The sequence below is a fragment of the Brasilonema sp. UFV-L1 genome, from assembly GCF_012912105.1.
Lineage (GTDB): Bacteria > Cyanobacteriota > Cyanobacteriia > Cyanobacteriales > Nostocaceae > Brasilonema.
In genome coordinates this window covers 32,113-48,727 of record NZ_QMEA01000068.1, presented here as the reverse complement: position 1 = coordinate 48,727, position 16,615 = coordinate 32,113, and the positions used below count along the sequence as shown (strand labels likewise).

The following is a 16,615-nucleotide window of genomic DNA, read 5'->3' as shown; positions in this document are numbered from 1 at the left end:
CTCACCAACCAATTAGTAATGAGGCTGGCAGATTTTTCCGGTTTTAATGAAGCGGGACTCAATTCATACTGTCAATCAGCAACGCCCAATTTTGGGTATGGCGATAGCTAGCCCCTTAGGGGGCCTGCGCTAACGCTGCTGCGCTGCTTTGCAGATCGCCTGACAAAGTGATTGATTACTCTTCTTGCGCACTAAACAAGATTTTTGTCAAGATATTGACCCGACGATTGTGCCAATCGCTGCTGGAGGATGAATTCTGCAAGTGCCAAATCTACAGGCGTCGTGACTTTCAAATTCGTTTCTTCTCCTTCCACAATCTGCACAGGTAAATGGCATTGTTCAAATAAAGCAGCATCGTCTGTCACTTCCCAACCTTGACGACGTCCTTCAGCGTGACACTGCTGTAGTTGCTTAACTTCAAATCCTTGAGGGGTTTGAGCTGCCCAAAGTTGACGTCTATCTGGTGTACTCGTAATCAGATGTGTCTGTTGATTCACAACTTTAATCGTGTCTTTGACGGGAATCGCAGCAATTAAACCTTGACAATGGAGAATTGCTTGAGCACATCTGTCAAACAAATTTGGTGTTGCCAAACATCTAGCTCCATCATGAATCAACACATGTTTGGCGATGGCAGGTAAGGACTGCAAGCCATTGTATACCGAATCTTGACGCGTTGCTCCTCCTTGAATGAAATGCACTGACTTACTCAGCGATAAGTTCGATACGATTTCTTGTAAATCACCCTGATCTTGTGGTTGAATAATTATGCCTATCCAATCAATAGACTCAGAAGCTTCAGCTGCTAAAAGTGTCCAAGCAATTAAAGGTTTATTTAACAGGGTAAGCAGTAGTTTATTTCTACTACTCCCCATTCGGCGACCCGTTCCTGCAGCTGGAATTAGTAAGTACACAGTTATCTAGTATAAATACAAATTTTAATTAATAAAACACTACCATTCGCTAGGTCTTTTTGCAAAGTTGGAATGCTCAATATTGGCAAAGCGATAGCTAGCCCCTTAGGGGGCCTGCGCTAACGCTGCTGCGCTCTCCACAGAACGCTCTTTTTGTAAATAGGTACATCAAGCTGGATTTCTGTTAGTCGTAAGAAAAAGAAGGTAAAGGATCAAAATTATTTGACCTTTTACCTTTGTAGACTTATCTGTGCAAGACGTTTTTGATTCTTATTAAGATTTTTAAAAACAGTATGACTGAGTGATCGTGCCTTGGAAACCTCAAAGATTTTTATCTAGTATTTGCATGATTGTTAGTAGAACTAAGCTATGACAGTACCTTGGAGGGTACCTTTTTAGATACAAAACAAAAATCCCGATTTCTGAAAGAAAGCGAGATTTTTTTTACCCTTCCATTGTGACAGACTACTGAACTGAAGTTTTTGGTTTTTTTGTAAGAATTCAGGAGCCAGAATTCTGAGGTTTTTTTTGAGGTGCTTGCTGACTTTCTGTTGGTATAAGCTGCTGCCACAAAGTTGTTGGCGTTGCTTGACGGAAAGCTCCACAATAGTGCATTGTCATTACTGCTTTGAAAGCCCAGTGGTTAGGTGAAACATCGCTCTTAGGCACAGACAAGGTTTCTGACTGGTTCTGAATACAGGCATTGGGAACTTGATTTGGTTGAACTGGGCTATTATTATAAGTATTCTGCGCTTTTGAAGGAGTTGCAAAGCCAGCAACTAATAGTACTACAGCAGTCGCTAGGATTTTGAGGTTGATGCTGCATTTATCCGTTCTAGGCACCAGAAAACACTGTTATTATAACCAACAGCATAACTAATCCAGCAATCCACAACATTAAAGCTCCCCAACCCACTGAATCTTGTTGTAATTTGTGCCACAAATTTGTGACAGAATTATTACGCACTGCCATTTTATCCCCTCCGATTTTTGGTAAGCTGATACCAGACACCACTCATAGAACTTGAACTCAGTTATGTTAAATTTCTTATTAGAAAATAAGAGAATGAATTTCTTACTTCCAAAGATTAAATCACTGAGATTTCAGTCTAAAAATGGGGCACATGCGAATTTACACCTGTATGTGCATTCTTTTGCTTAAAAAAATCACAAAAATATATTTTTCACCTATAAATCGTATTCTCCCACACATGAGCATTTCTATTCTCAAATTTTGTAAGTTTGAGAAAAATCTTAATATTTGCTCTTATTTCAGCTTGAAATTTAGAACCTCTCATTTAACTGTTAATCATGCAAATATTCAAGACGCTATTACGAGTTCGGCACTATGAAATGGACGCTTTGGGACACGTTAACAATGCAGTCTACCAAAACTATCTAGAACAGGCGGCTATTGAACACTCTGAACATCTGGGCTTAACTTTCGATGTCTACCGAGAACTGGGTGGTGTATTTGTCATGAGACGCGTAGAAATTGAGTACTTGCACCCAGCTGTCGCAAGCGACACCTTAGAAATCATGACTTGGTTAAGAGAAATGCGTGGTACTCGTGCTTATCGACAGTACGAAATTCGTAAACAAAACCAAGAAGATTTATTAGTTACTGCTGAAGCTCTATGGGTATGGGTAGATCCTAAAACGATGCGTCCTCGAGGTATTCCTAAGATGTTGCTAGAGAAATTCTTGCAAATATAACCATCAATGGTTGTGAGATAGTTGACTATTAGATGCAATAGCAATTGCTTGTGACGTTTGCAAAGTCGGATGATTTCTTATTCATATTTTTTCTGTCTTTGCGCTTCGTACAACATCAAAGCAGCGGTAATTGCGACGTTTAAAGATTCTACCCCTGGACTTAAGGGAATTTTGACTTGTAAATCTGCTATCCCTGTCAATTCTGGTGACAAACCACCACCTTCATTCCCCAATAAAATTAAACTGGGTTTGCGCCAGTCTACATCCCAATAAGTCAAAGTCGCATTAGGTAAAGTTGCAACAACTTGCATGTGTGCTTGTTGACTTTGCTGAATTGTTGCTTTTAAATCGGGACTCACCGCCATTGCTAAGTGAAACCACTGTCCAGCCGAAGCACGTAACACTTTTGGGTTGTCTAAATCCACACTATCTTCACTCAGCCACAACCCAGAAGCCCCAGCAGCTGCAGCAGTCCGAATTATTGTACCCAAGTTACCTGGATCTTGTACAGTTTCTAACGCGAGCACGATACCACTAAAGAGGACTTCCCCGAGGCGATCGCAAGGCAGCGCAGCAGCGAAGCGATCGCCTCTTTTTGCTGTCGCAACTACGCCATCTGGTTGCACTGTGGTGGCGATCGCCTTTAAAACGTCCTCACTAACAATTTCTGCTCGTTGACAAAGATGACAAACTTTTTCCCATAGTAAAGGATGGGTGTCTTGCCATTCTGGAGTGCTACACACTGTTTCCAGTGGGTAACTCGCCGCACAAGCTTCTTCTAAAAGGTGTGTCCCTTCCAGTAAAAACAACTGCTGCTTATGCCTTTCTTTTGAGGAGTGCAGTTTGCGAATTTGCTTGACGAGGGGATTTTGTAAACTTGTTAGCATTGAAGTTCTGAGTTCTAAGTCATGAATGGTTACTGAATATACTGAATATTCACAAATTAAGTGTTTAGTCTTGCAAGAAACAAGGTAGCTGCTGAGGGGAGAAAGCACAAGCAAAGAGAATTTGTCTTGTTTCTTGCATTCATAGTTGCTGGCTGCAGCTGCTTGTAGGGCGTTTTCAATAAACACACGGGGATCACGGAAAAAAGGTGTTTCTTTGATTCATAACGGGTGGTGCGCTGCCAGTCGGACGCTACTAATAAACATTTTTTCACTCGTTACTCATTACTTGCTACTTCTATGCGGAACCCGGGACTTGAACCCGGAAGCCTTTCGGCACTAGAACCTGAATCTAGCGCGTCTGCCAATTCCGCCAGTTCCGCAAATTTTTATTTTTTATTGACCGTCTATTAATTTGCCTTAATTCTTTGGATTTGTCAAGTCTTGATTTGTGATATGAGTGATCTCCTGTTAGGGAAAACATAAATTAAATTTATCTATTTAAGATTTAGTACAAATAATAATGTAGACAATGAAAAACTATCGTGTAGAATCGAAACCAACCTCAAACGTGTAGAAAACAGTTTTTTTGGAGGGTAGGCTTATTATTCCTTCTAGCGGCTTACCAGATGCTAAATCTTCCCCCATAGCAGACTCCTCAGTCTTGCAAATATGGGGTGGGCATCGCTTGCAAGGTCATGTAAAAATTAGCGGGGCAAAAAATTCAGCATTGGTTATCATGGCTGGAGCCTTGCTCTGTTCAGGCGAATGTCGCATCCGTAACGTGCCGTTATTGGCAGACGTCACACGGTTGGGCCAGATATTATCTGCTTTAGGCGTTCGCTTGACGCAAACAGGAGAGATATTGGATATTGATGCCAGAGAAATCAAAACATCAAAGGCTCCTTACGAATTGGTGACACAGTTGAGAGCAAGTTTCTTTGCTATTGGTCCGATGCTGGCGCGATTGGGAGTCGCACAGATGCCTTTACCGGGAGGCTGTGCCATTGGCGCAAGACCAGTCGATTTGCATGTCCGAGGACTGCAAGCAATGGGAGCCGAAGTGCAAATTGAGCATGGCATTTGTAATGCTTATGTTCCTGGTAACAATCGTCGATTAAAAGGAGCAAAGATATATTTGGATACTCCCAGCGTGGGAGCAACAGAAACTTTGATGATGGCGGCAACTCTTGCGGATGGCGAAACTATTATTGAAAATGCTGCACGCGAGCCGGAAGTCGTTGATTTGGCAAACTTCTGTATTGCAATGGGAGCGAAGATAGAGGGGGCAGGAACTAGTACAATTACGATTGTTGGTGTTCCACAGTTACACTCTACTGAGTATAGCATTATTCCTGATCGCATAGAAGCAGGGACATTTTTAATAGCAGCAGCAATTACTCGTTCAGAACTGACCCTTTCGCCTGTAGTACCAGAGCATTTGACACCAATCATTGCCAAACTGCAAGAAATTGGAGTAGATATTATTGAGGAAGCTCCTAACTGCTTACGTACTCTGAGCGCAGAAACGCTTAGAGCAGCTGATATTGAAACTTTGCCCCATCCAGGCTTTCCTACAGATATGCAAGCGCCATTTATGGCTTTGCTGACACTAGCTGAAGGGGATAGTCTCATTAATGAATCTGTATTTGAGAATCGTTTGCGCCACGCCTCAGAGTTAAATCGCCTGGGGGCAGATATTCGTGTTAAAGGTAACGTTGCCTTTATTCGGGGAGTGCCTATATTATCAGGCGCACCCGTACTAGGTACGGATTTGCGAGCATCAGCAGCATTAGTTTTGGCAGGACTTGCGGCAGATGGAACAACCATAATTCAGGGATTGCAACACTTAGATCGAGGCTACGATAGACTTGATTCAAAGTTGCAGCAATTAGGAGCTAGAATCCAGCGGGTGTCAGTCGCAAAGACAAATACAGAAGTTGCTCCCCAAAACGCTGATTCTCAAGCCTCAATCTCTATGTAGTCAGATATACCAAAGACCACCAGAGCAATAGGACAAGGAAGAATTTCTTTCTTGTTCTTTATGCTACGGCTATCAGGCTGCACGTGAGAGGGTGAGAACCCCTACCATGCGCGGGAGGGGCGGGGGTCTTACACGAAAAAAATTGGCAGCCCACTTCGCTGCGCTCGAAGTCAAAAGTATCAAGCCAAAAATCAAAAGTAAAGAACTATTCCTAATTTTGACTTCTTACCTTATGGTTTTGATTTCCCCGATAGCGGAGCGTGGCTAACGCCATAGGGGTGGGCTGCCAATTTTTTAGGGGACGCCAGATAAGAGCGGCGGGAAACCCGTCCGCAGTACTGGCCAGGGCAATGCGTCGGATGAAACCCGATTCAAAGGGATTTATCCCTTTGTTTCTGTTGTTGGAACTTTTGTATGAATAATCGTGTCATAATAGATATAGCGCGTTAAAACGCGAAACCATTGTAGGAGTGCCTTCCGCTTGCATGACCACCAGAACCGATAACGACACTGGCTTCTGGGGAAAAGGCAAAATAAACTGATTTTTTAGATCCATCCGAGGGGGGACGCCTCTTAGATGTAAAATTAAAATGCTTGCGGAGACGGTGAGACCAGCGCTGCGGGAGGGGAGCCACTGCTCGACTAGGGTTTCCCGGCAGTCCCGCATGTGCCACTTCTGTGCGGGGGTTCCCCCCGTTGAAGAATGTGGCGTCAGGCGACTGGCGTTAGCCCTCCGGGCGTGCGCTTTGCGCATACTCGGAGGGTCTGGCGGGGAGTAAGTCATAAGTCGGCTGCTCTAGTTAAGAGTCTAAGAAACAGGAACAAAGGTCTAACAGCACGGCTTGAGCCTGCTGTGGAACAACTTTTAAGAATCCCTTGGCTAAAGCCGAAGGGAGTACGTTAAACTGTTTGTGTGGGGCTATTCATAAAGATCAGCCCTAAATTTAAAAATTTTTTATTTCCCCAGCTTGCTTTCGCCATGTTACCGCAAAACACTCAACTTATTGGTCTCAAAGCAGATTCATTTCGTCATCCACTAGATTTAGAAGCAACCAAAGCACTTAAGCAGATACCTGGTTTGGATATGATGGTGCGGAATCTTTTGGGACCATTGGCGGAGCAGGTTTTTTATGTAGAAAATATCGCTTCTAGTGTTCTTGTCGGTGAAAAACAACTACCCCATCTCCATCAGTCGTTGTTAGAAGCTTGCAAAATACTGGATATGGAACCCCCACAGCTTTATGTAAGGCAGCATCCAGCTCCCAATGCCTACACTTTTGCGATGCGGGGAAAACAGCCTTTTGTTGTACTGCATACTTCCTTGATTGATATGCTCCAACAAGAAGAAATTCAGGCTGTGATTGCTCATGAATTGGGACACCTCAAGTGTGACCACAGTGTTTACTTAACTCCAGTAAATATATTGATATTAGCTGCAGCAGTCGTGCCTACTGTTGGAGCATTTCTTGCCCAAGCAATCCAGGCGCAACTTTTGGAATGGGTACGCTGTGCTGAATTTACATGCGATCGCGCAGCATTGTTAGCAACCCAAAACCCCAAAGTCGTAATGTCAGTCTTGATGAAACTTGCCGGTGGTTCACCCACCATAGCACCGCAACTGAATCTTGATGCTTTTATCGCCCAAGCTCGTGCTTATGATGATATTAGCAAGACTGAACTAGGTGAAATGGTCAAAGTTGCTCGCACAGCTGGGTTAACTCACCCAGTACCAGTTCTACGTGCAAGAGAAATTGATCGTTGGGCAACTAGCCAAGAATATCAAAAGTTGTTGCAAAATCATAAAATAGAGTATAATAGTGAAGTTGCACCCAAGGGCGGGTGGCGAAACTGGTAGACGCACCACACTCAAAATGTGGCGACCTTGCGGTCATAGGAGTTCGATTCTCCTCCTGCCCACTCAAAACAATTTTAGTCGTGAGTACTCGATACCGAGTGAAAATGGTTCATCACTCAGGGTTGAGCACTCAAAGATCTTCAGATAAAATTCTTAACTTCAAGATTGGAGCAGCTTTCGGTAAAATCAGACAGCACGAAATTGCAAAGGGAGAGGAAAAGCTGTGAGTGCAACCTACACCGGCGGCTGTCAATGCGGACAAATCCGTTATGAAATCCGTGCTGAACCATTGACTTTTTATCTGTGTCATTGTAAGGAATGTCAGAAACAGTCTTCCAGCGCTTTTGGAATGTCCCTTACCGTACCACGAGATGCTGTTGTCATTATCCAAGGACAAACGAAGGCTTGGACGCGTAAAGCCGAGAGTGGGCGTGAAGTCAGTTGCTTATTTTGTGGTGAGTGCGGAACACGATTGTTTCATGAACGGGCTTATCATCGAGAAACCATCAATGTCAAAGCTGGAACGCTAGATGACACAAGTTGGTTACGCCCTGTGGGTAACCTTTGGACAAGTAGCGCTCAACCGTGGGTGATGATTTCAGAGCAGATGCTCAATTACGAAGCACAACCACCAGATGTGAGTCTTTTGTGGGAGAAATGGGCAGAACAACATTCACGATAATCTCGGATCTAAAGCATCTCTTAAACCATCACCTATATAGTTGATACTGAGCACTGTGAGAAATATCGCCGTACCAGGGAAAAGAACCATATAAGGAGAAAATTCTAGAAAATTTTGTCCATCATAAAGCATTCTACCCCAAGTTGGTACGTCTGGTGGAAAACCAAGACCAAAAAAACTGAGGGTGGATTCGGTAATAATCGCATTACTGATTGATAGAGTAGCAGCAACTAACACGGGACTGATAACATTTGGCAGAATGTGAAGCCAAATCAGTCGCTGGGAACTCGCACCAAGCGCACGCGCAGCTGTGACAAATTCCATTTCTCGTACTGTCAAAAAACCAGAGCGGACTAATCTCGCTACACTCATCCAATTGAGTCCACCAATGATGAGGACAACTAACACAAATATACCTAATTCTTGACCTGCGATCGCCTTAATCGCATCACGAAATAAAAATATCACTAGTAGCAACAGTGGTAATTGCGGTAAAGCTAAACACAAGTCGGTTAAACGCATCAATATCATATCGAGGAAACCGCCATAAAAACCAGAAATTGCGCCAATCAACGTACCCAGGAAGATAGCAACCAGCATCGAAAAAATTCCCACTGCCATTGATATCCGTCCGCCGTACAAGACTCTGGCTAATATATCTTGACCTAAATCGTTGGTACCAAACGGATGTTCCAAACTAGGCGGATGGGAAGATAGGGCAAAGTCAATTTTGTTGATAGGAGTAGTGTATATTAATGGACCAAACAGAACACTTAAGACTATTATCAGTAGTACCACACTACCAAACACTGCCTGACGGTTGCGACGAAACTTGCGCCATGTTTCTTGTGCAAGCGTTCTTTGCCCAAAAGTCATATTTTCGGCTGCAGGAGAAACCGAAAATTTCGGTTCTTCTGGAGTTTGGTTTGGCGATCGCCTTAACATAACTTATTCATTTTCCTACTATTTCGTGTATTTGACTCGAGGATCTAATAAAGCATAGAGAATATCAGCAACGAGATTAAAAATAACAATCAAAATTGCATAGATAAAGGTAATTGACATCACGACTGGTGTATCATTGCGATAGATAGACTCAATTAATAAAGCCCCAATACCAGGAACGCGAAAAACTTGTTCTGTCACCAAAGCTCCTGTGAAAATATTAGGGATATCTAACGCTACTAATGTAACCACCGGAATTAATGCATTCCGCAAAACGTGACGATTGATCACGACAAATGTAGGCAATCCTTTAGCATAAGCAGTACGCACATAGTCTTGATGGAGTTTTTCTAAAACTTCTGAACGGACAAAGCGCATGAGTAAAGCTGTCTGCCAGAGTGTAAGTACACAAACAGGCATAATAGACTGTTTAATTTGCCCTATAAAACTTTCCCAATCAGTAACTTGCAGAGTGCTATTATAAATAAAAGGTAGCCATTTTAACTGTACGCTAAAGATAATAATAAAGAGTAACCCAGTAAAGAATGTCGGTAAAGAGAATCCCAAAAATACTATAGTTGTTAATATTGTGTCCAGAATTGAATTGCGTTTGAGAGCGGAAATCACTCCTAGAGGAACAGCTAGCAGCGCACCGAGAACATAAGCAGAACCAACAACCCATAAAGTTGTTGGTAGACGTTGAAGAATTAACGCATTCACCGGGCTGCGACTTGTAAAAGAATAGCCCATGTCTCCCTTGATAAAGGACATAAACCACTTGATGTAGCGGATGTGTATTGGTTGATCTAAACCAAATGACCTTTTGATATTCTCTCGAACTTCTGCTGTAATAGAGGGATTGAGGGCAAACTCACCCATCGGATCACCTGGTGCTAACGCTAGGATAGTGAACACAACAATACTGATAGCAATGAGTGTGGGAATAAAGGACAGTAAACGATGGATGAAGTATTTGGTCATACTACCGCAGTTTATTTTATAAAATTCTCTCTTATCTGAGTGCGGTTTGATTTTGTCTCCATCTTTTCTACAAAGAAACTTTTCGACAGGAAGCATCTTTAACTTCTAGCAAAGGTGCAAGAGCAGTACGTTGTCTCATATCTTGCACCTCTGAGGACAATCCACTAATACACGAATAAGTGGTGTAAGAAAGTGACAGCAGAAGCGAAAGTTTCTTTAGACTCTTTATAGTAATTAATAAAACACTATTTTTTAGGCTATTACGTAATTATAAACGGTACAGGTGCTTTTAATTTTTTGCTCTCAGGATAACTCTGACTAAAAATTGCAGGCAAGTTGTCATGTTCAGGTCTTTAGAGGTATTAACCTGCATAGCAATGGCAACTTTGTATTTAGGAAAATACTTAAGTATGGTTTGGTAGCCGGGAGTCCAGCCGGAGTGCCCATAAGCTTTCCCAAACTCAGTCTCACTGATAGTGACACCAAGTCCATAATCAACCTTCTCGGCTGCGTTGCGCGGGATTGCGGTCAACAGGTTGTCAAGATAAGCTCCCGCCATCGCTTTGCCCTCATAGAGCAATTTTGCCCACTGAACGATGTCCTTTGGGTTAGTGACCAGACCACCATCAGTCCATTCATTGGCAGGGTGAAAGACTAATACACCATTTCTCATGTTTTTCTCTGGTAAACCTAGAAGGTTATCTGGACTGAGATAGCCCGGTGATAGGTTAGGAAGATCACGGTGATTAGCGGGTTCTGTAAGGTTGAGAGACAGTGGATTGAGGAAACGTTTTTGTAGTTCCTCGTAATACGTCTTGTTGCTTACCTGCTCAATCAGCATACCAACGAGAATATAACCAGTATTGCTGTAAGCAAAGCCTTGACCGACAGGGAATAAAGGTTCCTGATCTAACACGAACTCTAATAACTGTCGGGGTGAGAAGTAAAAGTCAGGATTGGGAGGATCTGCGCTTAATGCTGCTCGCAGTGTGGTGTTGAAGCGCTTGTTGTGATTATGGTTAGGTAAACCACTGCTATGGTTGAGGAGCATACGGAGTGAGATATTATCCCCATTGGGAAGACGGCTGAACCAATCCTCTTGTGCCAACCATCTCGCAATCGGGATGTCCAAGCTTAGCTTGCCCTCTTGTACCAAACCAAGTGCGACAGCAGATGTGAATGTCTTACCCACACTGCCTGAGAGCATTCGTATATCGGATGTCATTGCAATTTGATTTTCTTGGTCAGCATAGCCAGTCGCAAATTCGATGCATTGTCCGTCAGCAAGTATAAAGGCGGCTGTAGCGCCGGGGAAGTTTGTCTGTTGCTGAAGGATATCCAATGACGTTTGGAAGCGTTCAATATCATCAAAAGCATCTCTCATTGCTTTAACTATCCTTAAGTTTTGACAATCAAAAGTGAGGAATTATCGTACGAGTCAACTATAAAAGTACTTAAATTTGCAGGGGTAGCGCAAAACATGAGAGAAAGGGCGTGAAATTTATTGTATATCGTCAAAAAAAAGAACAATGCTTGCTCACGCCCAGGAACTAGTACGTTACGTGTGTCTCTTGAGGAATTGACGAGCAAGAATTTTGAGTTAAATTTTGTTAAGATTGGACTCAATACAATTACTTCTGCCTTCTCATTCCATTCCCTACCTTGGAGACACCTCATGCTGCGACTTGAACATATCAGTAAAATTTATCCCACAGGCGAAGTTCTCAAGGATGTCAACTGGGAAGTCAAAGCTGGCGATCGCATTGGTTTAGTCGGTGTGAATGGTGCCGGAAAATCTACCCAGCTTAAAATTATAGCAGGAGAAACTGAACCCACATCTGGTGAAATCATTCGTCCTGCCAGCTTACACATAGCTTACCTGAATCAAGAATTTGAAGTCGAACCAACTCGTACTGTCAGAGAAGAATTTTGGACAGTTTTTAAGGAAGCTAACGCTGTGCAGTTATCTCTAGCACAGGTACAGCGAGAAATGGAAAGCGCAACTCCAGAAAAACTGGACAAACTGATTGATAAGTTGGATCGCTTACAACGGCAGTTTGAAGCTTTAGATGGCTATATCTTAGACACACGTATTGGAAAAATTCTACCAGAAATGGGGTTTGGGCTAGAAGATGGCGATCGCCTTGTCAGTGCTTTTAGTGGCGGTTGGCAAATGCGAATGGGTTTGGGCAAAATTCTTTTGCAAGAACCTGACTTATTACTATTAGACGAGCCAACAAACCACTTAGACTTAGAAACAATTGAGTGGTTGGAAAATTATCTCAAGGGACTCAATACTCCAATGGTGATAGTCTCTCATGACCGGGAGTTCCTTGATCGTCTCTGCACGCAAATTGTGGAAACAGAACGCGGTGTCTCCAGCACCTACCTTGGCAATTACTCAGCCTACTTGCAACAAAAGGCTGAAAATCAATCAGCCCAAGTTGCGGCTTACGAACGCCAGCAAAAAGAATTAGATAAACAACAAGCTTTTGTTGATAGGTTCCGCGCTAGCGCAACTCGCAGTACCCAAGCAAAAAGCCGGGAAAAACAACTAGACAAAATTGAACGCATCGAAGCACCTGTAGATGGTTTAAGAACACTACAATTCCGTTTTCCCACTGCACCCCGTAGCGGACGTGAAGTAGTACAAATTAAAGAATTAACTCACGTTTATGATGATAAGATATTGTTCCTGGGTGCGAATCTTTTGATTGAAAGAGGCGATCGCATTGCCTTTATTGCTCCTAATGGTGCAGGCAAATCCACTTTGTTACGCCTCATTATGGGCGCTGAGAAACCCACAGAAGGTTCAGTAGAATTGGGCGAACACAATGTCATACCAGGATATTTTGAGCAAAACCAAGCTGAAGCTTTGGATTTGAAAAAAACTGTTATGGACACTATCCATGACGAAGTTCCTGATTGGAAAAATGAAGAGGTTCGCACTCTTTTAGGAAGGTTTTTATTCAGTGGTGATACTGTATTTAAACAAGTTGGAGCATTGAGCGGAGGTGAAAAAGCACGTCTTGCCTTAGCAAAAATGCTCTTGCAACCAGTGAATTTATTAATACTGGATGAGCCGACTAATCATTTAGACATTCCGGCAAAAGAAATGTTAGAAGGAGCCATCCAAAATTATGATGGCACCGTACTTGTTGTTTCTCATGATCGTTATTTCATTTCTAAGGTAGCAAACAAAATTGTGGAAATCCGTGAAGGAGAATTCCGCGTTTATTTGGGTGATTACAACTATTACTTGGATAAAATAGCAGAGGAAAAAGAACAAGCAAGATTAGCAGAGATTGCTGCCGAAAAAGCAGCAAAAAAAGCAGCAAAAGTCGCCAAATCTGCCGCGAAAAAGAAATAATAGGCGGATGTAGATAGTGGTGGTCGGTATTCTGAAAAGAAGTCCCAAAAAATAAATAAAGTTTAAGAAATGTCTAAAAACTAACAGTTATGCAAAAAAAGTAGGCGATCAGCAAAAATTCACTTGCGACTGCAATTAGCAATGCTATGATTCGGGTATTACAAAAAGTAAAAGGCAGTTTTACTATGACCAAAGCACCTGTTGCTCCCGTGGTGCTAGTCATTTTAGACGGATGGGGCTACTGCGAGGAGAGTCATGGAAATGCTATTGCTATTGCTAACACTCCGGTGATGGATAGCTTATGGGCGGCTTATCCCCACACCCTTATCCGAACATCAGGGAAAGCGGTGGGGTTACCAGAAGGTCAAATGGGCAACTCGGAAGTTGGTCATTTGAACCTAGGCGCTGGTAGAGTTGTACCCCAAGAATTGGTACGCATCTCAGACGCAGTAGAAGATGGTTCCATTCTTAGAAATCCAGCACTGGTTAAAGTTTGCCAACAAGTGTTTAATCGAAATGGCAAGCTGCATTTAGTCGGGCTAACCTCTGAGGGCGGAGTGCATTCGCACATCAGTCATCTATTCGGACTACTTGACTTAGCGAAGATTCAGGGAATATCCCAAGTTTGCATACACGCCATCACTGATGGGCGTGATACCACTCCAACTGAAGGTGTCAAAGCATTAGGACTTCTTCAGGACTATATTGATCGTATAGGAGTGGGGCGCATAGTCACAATTAGTGGTCGCTACTACGCGATGGATCGCGATCGCCGTTGGGATCGGGTCAAACGCGCTTACGATGTCATGACGCAGGATGGGGCTGGAAATGGTCGAAAAGCTGTGGAAGTCCTGCAAGCATCGTATGCAGAAGGTGTGACGGACGAATTCGTTATCCCCGTGAGAATTGCACCTGGAGCGGTAGAATCAGGAGATGGAGTCATATTTTTTAACTTCCGCCCCGACAGAGCAAGACAACTGACTCAAGCTTTTGTCAAGCCAGAATTTAACGGTTTTGAAAGACAGCAAGTCACGCCGCTTGAGTTTGTAACCTTTACACAGTACGAACCAGAATTATCAGTTGGGGTTGCTTTTGAACCTCAAAATTTGAGCAATATTCTTGGGGAAGTTATTTCCAAGCATGGTTTAAAGCAGTTTCGCACTGCAGAAACAGAAAAATACGCTCACGTCACCTACTTTTTCAATGGCGGTTTGGAAGAACCTTTTGCAGGGGAAGACCGAGAACTGATTAATTCTCCAATGGTGGCGACTTATGATAGCGCTCCAGCAATGTCAGCACAAGCTGTCACAGACGTGGCGATCGCAGCCATTGAAAAGCGCGTATACTCCCTTGTTGTCATTAACTATGCTAACCCAGACATGGTAGGACACACAGGTAACATCGAAGCAACTGTCAAAGCCGTTGAAACAGTTGACCAGTGTTTGGGTCGCCTACTCTCCAGTATTGGTAAAGTTGGCGGTACAGCAATGATAACAGCTGACCACGGTAACGCTGAGTATATGCTCGATAGTAATGGGAACCCCTGGACAGCACATACAACCAACTTAGTTCCCCTGATTTTAGTTGAAGGCGAAAAAGCCAAGATTCCAGGACATGGAACAGATGTCAGCATGCGAAGTGATGGTAAGCTATCCGATATCGCACCCACGATTTTGGATATTTTACAAGTACCTCAGCCATCGGAAATGACAGGGCGATCGCTCTTGCAAAACGCTGAGTATGAAGTGCAACCTTCTCGCACTCCTGTAAAACTGGGTTTGTGAAAAAGTTAAGAATGATGAATCTTACAAAGAAGGACAACTGACAATTCATCATTCTTAATTTACTATTAAGAATATATAATTTATAATTTGAGATTGTTCTGTCTTCAAACTCGTCATCAACTATAATTAGCGACTATGACCATTACTAACGTTGTAGAACTCATTTGGGTAATTTCCGCAGTTGGTCTGATTATCTTAGTTTTGCTGCATAGTCCCAAAGGTGATGGCATAGGAGCCATTGGTGGACAAGCCCAATTGTTCAGTAGCACAAAGAGTGCAGAAAACACGTTAAATCGAGTGACTTGGGCGCTGACAGCCATTTTTTTGGGTTTAACTGTCGTTTTAAGTGCTGGTTGGCTCCCTAAATGAGATGGGGAGATGGGGAGACCCTCTCCGGGGGAATTCAAAGTATGCCTACGGCACGCTGCGCTAACAAAATTCGCTCGTTCAAAAAAAGAATTCTTAATTTTGAATTTTGAGATTGCTTCGCTTCACTCGCAACGCTACGCGATGCGTGAATTCTCGCGAAGCGAGTATTGGGGAGATAAAATAAGTGGCAAGTTTACACATAGCACCCGTCATTGCATTTTTAGGACAACTACCATAAGAACTCTAGTTTTACAGCGCTTCATAGTATCGTTAGCATTAGCTATTGGTACAGGGCTGCTTATTATTTTGACCAGTTTCCAATCCAGCGCTATCTTTGTGACTTCTTCCTCATCTCCCCTCAAACCTCATCCCTTACCACCAACACTCACCAAATGGCAAGATAACACGAACAGTGGTGACTATTTTTCTCAAGTGAATCCAACCCAAGTTGGTTATTTAGTGTGGTCGCAGTTTCCCGTTCGGGTTTATGTAGAACGACCGGAAGCTATCAATAGTAAACAGGCGGAACAATGGGTGAATACTGTTTTACAAGCAGTTCAGGAGTGGAGTGTTTATTTGCCTTTGGCGATCGCTCAACAACCAAAAGAGGCAGATATTACTATTGTGCGGAAAACTCCACCACTGCAAACTTCTCCTAATAGTAAAAGACCTCGTGCGCGTTCTGCTCAAACGACTTACGAATTGTACGTTAGCAAAAATAATCTTTTATCTCACCGCTTCACGATGCTGTTGAGTCCCAGCCAAACAGGACAATATCTGCTTGCTGCAACTCGCCACGAACTCGGTCATGCATTAGGAATATGGGGACATAGTCCGCTACCAACTGACGCTTTATACTTTTCTCAAGTCCGCAACTCGCCGTCAATTTCTCCTAGAGATGTGAATACCCTAAAGCGGGTTTATGAACAACCAACGAGTTTGGGATGGCCTCAAAGCTGAGTTAAACATCTCCTATAAGATTGAAGCTTAAGCATCCAGAAGGGGGATTTTTGAAGATTTATCAGGTGATTTAATGAGTTATCAAAGATAACTAACTAAATCCTTGCCTGAGATAGATGCTAAGTGGGTTTTTGAAGAGCTATACCAAGCTATATAAAGAATTCATTTTAG

At 43.0% G+C, this 16,615-nt stretch carries 15 protein-coding genes and 2 tRNA genes; 9 read left to right on the top strand and 8 right to left on the bottom strand.

Annotated elements, in window-relative coordinates; all coding sequences use genetic code 11:
• Positions 1–191 precede the first annotated feature (191 nt).
• The 3 genes from ispD to DP117_RS19845 form a co-directional block, all read right to left on the bottom strand.
• Positions 192–914, bottom strand: a complete 723-nt coding sequence (gene ispD / locus DP117_RS19855) for a 2-C-methyl-D-erythritol 4-phosphate cytidylyltransferase (RefSeq protein WP_169219984.1) — start codon at positions 912–914, stop codon at positions 192–194.
• A 501-nt stretch (positions 915–1,415) separates the two neighbouring features.
• Positions 1,416–1,757: an S-layer protein gene (locus DP117_RS19850; protein ID WP_248277730.1), complete on the bottom strand. Its 342-nt coding sequence runs from the start codon at positions 1,755–1,757 to the stop codon at positions 1,416–1,418.
• A complete protein-coding gene (locus tag DP117_RS19845) occupies positions 1,750–1,887 on the bottom strand; it encodes a hypothetical protein (RefSeq protein ID WP_169219983.1) in 138 nt (45 codons plus the stop codon). The genes DP117_RS19850 and DP117_RS19845 overlap by 8 nt, the downstream gene beginning before the upstream one ends.
• 338 nt (positions 1,888–2,225) lie before the next feature.
• Here DP117_RS19845 and DP117_RS19840 point away from each other — a divergent pair, with 338 nt between their 5' ends.
• Positions 2,226–2,630 (top strand): thioesterase family protein, encoded by a 405-nt coding sequence (locus DP117_RS19840; RefSeq protein WP_169219982.1) that lies wholly within the window; start codon positions 2,226–2,228, stop codon positions 2,628–2,630.
• A 77-nt stretch (positions 2,631–2,707) separates the two neighbouring features.
• Here the strand turns inward: DP117_RS19840 and DP117_RS19835 are convergent, their stop codons facing one another.
• Entirely contained in the window at positions 2,708–3,517 is an 810-nt protein-coding gene (locus tag DP117_RS19835; RefSeq protein ID WP_169219981.1) for an RNA methyltransferase, read from the bottom strand.
• A 298-nt stretch (positions 3,518–3,815) separates the two neighbouring features.
• Positions 3,816–3,897, bottom strand: a tRNA-Leu gene (locus DP117_RS19830).
• A 206-nt stretch (positions 3,898–4,103) separates the two neighbouring features.
• On the opposite strand from DP117_RS19830, the gene murA reads away from it, so the two are divergent.
• The 4 genes from murA to DP117_RS19810 all read left to right on the top strand — a co-directional run bounded on the left by murA (position 4,104) and on the right by DP117_RS19810 (position 8,035).
• Positions 4,104–5,498 carry a UDP-N-acetylglucosamine 1-carboxyvinyltransferase gene (gene murA / locus DP117_RS19825; RefSeq protein WP_169219980.1) on the top strand — a complete coding sequence of 465 codons (1,395 nt, stop codon included), beginning with the start codon at positions 4,104–4,106 and terminating at the stop codon, positions 5,496–5,498.
• Between the two features lie 979 nt (positions 5,499–6,477).
• Positions 6,478–7,353, top strand: coding sequence for a M48 family metallopeptidase (locus DP117_RS19820; protein WP_169219979.1), 876 nt, complete (start codon positions 6,478–6,480; stop codon positions 7,351–7,353).
• A tRNA-Leu gene (locus tag DP117_RS19815) sits at positions 7,332–7,415 on the top strand. The genes DP117_RS19820 and DP117_RS19815 overlap by 22 nt, the downstream gene beginning before the upstream one ends.
• A 161-nt stretch (positions 7,416–7,576) precedes the next feature.
• On the top strand, positions 7,577–8,035 hold the full coding sequence (locus tag DP117_RS19810; protein ID WP_169219978.1) for a GFA family protein: 459 nt from the start codon (positions 7,577–7,579) through the stop codon (positions 8,033–8,035).
• On the opposite strand, the gene DP117_RS19805 is transcribed toward DP117_RS19810, so the two are convergent.
• From DP117_RS19805 to DP117_RS19795, 3 genes are all read right to left on the bottom strand, one after another.
• Entirely contained in the window at positions 8,027–8,980 is a 954-nt protein-coding gene (locus tag DP117_RS19805; RefSeq protein ID WP_169219977.1) for an ABC transporter permease, read from the bottom strand. The two genes, DP117_RS19810 and DP117_RS19805, sit on opposite strands and share 9 nt — an antisense overlap.
• Before the next feature lie 18 nt (positions 8,981–8,998).
• Positions 8,999–9,961 carry an ABC transporter permease gene (locus DP117_RS19800; protein ID WP_169219976.1) on the bottom strand — a complete coding sequence of 321 codons (963 nt, stop codon included), beginning with the start codon at positions 9,959–9,961 and terminating at the stop codon, positions 8,999–9,001.
• A gap of 289 nt (positions 9,962–10,250) precedes the next feature.
• Positions 10,251–11,345, bottom strand: coding sequence for a serine hydrolase domain-containing protein (locus DP117_RS19795; RefSeq protein ID WP_169219975.1), 1,095 nt, complete (start codon positions 11,343–11,345; stop codon positions 10,251–10,253).
• 291 nt (positions 11,346–11,636) lie between these two features.
• On the opposite strand from DP117_RS19795, the gene DP117_RS19790 reads away from it, so the two are divergent.
• The 4 genes from DP117_RS19790 (at position 11,637) to DP117_RS19775 (ending at position 16,444) form a co-directional block, all read left to right on the top strand.
• A complete protein-coding gene (locus DP117_RS19790; RefSeq protein WP_169219974.1) occupies positions 11,637–13,331 on the top strand; it encodes an ABC-F family ATP-binding cassette domain-containing protein in 1,695 nt (564 codons plus the stop codon).
• 185 nt (positions 13,332–13,516) lie between these two features.
• Positions 13,517–15,115: a 2,3-bisphosphoglycerate-independent phosphoglycerate mutase gene (gene gpmI / locus DP117_RS19785; protein WP_169219973.1), complete on the top strand. Its 1,599-nt coding sequence runs from the start codon at positions 13,517–13,519 to the stop codon at positions 15,113–15,115.
• A gap of 135 nt (positions 15,116–15,250) precedes the next feature.
• The gene (secG, locus tag DP117_RS19780; protein ID WP_169219972.1) at positions 15,251–15,484 is read left to right on the top strand and encodes a preprotein translocase subunit SecG; all 234 of its coding nucleotides are present in this window, start codon (positions 15,251–15,253) and stop codon (positions 15,482–15,484) included.
• A gap of 99 nt (positions 15,485–15,583) precedes the next feature.
• A complete protein-coding gene (locus tag DP117_RS19775) occupies positions 15,584–16,444 on the top strand; it encodes a peptidase (RefSeq protein ID WP_248277729.1) in 861 nt (286 codons plus the stop codon).
• The last annotated feature ends 171 nt before the right edge of the window (positions 16,445–16,615 follow it).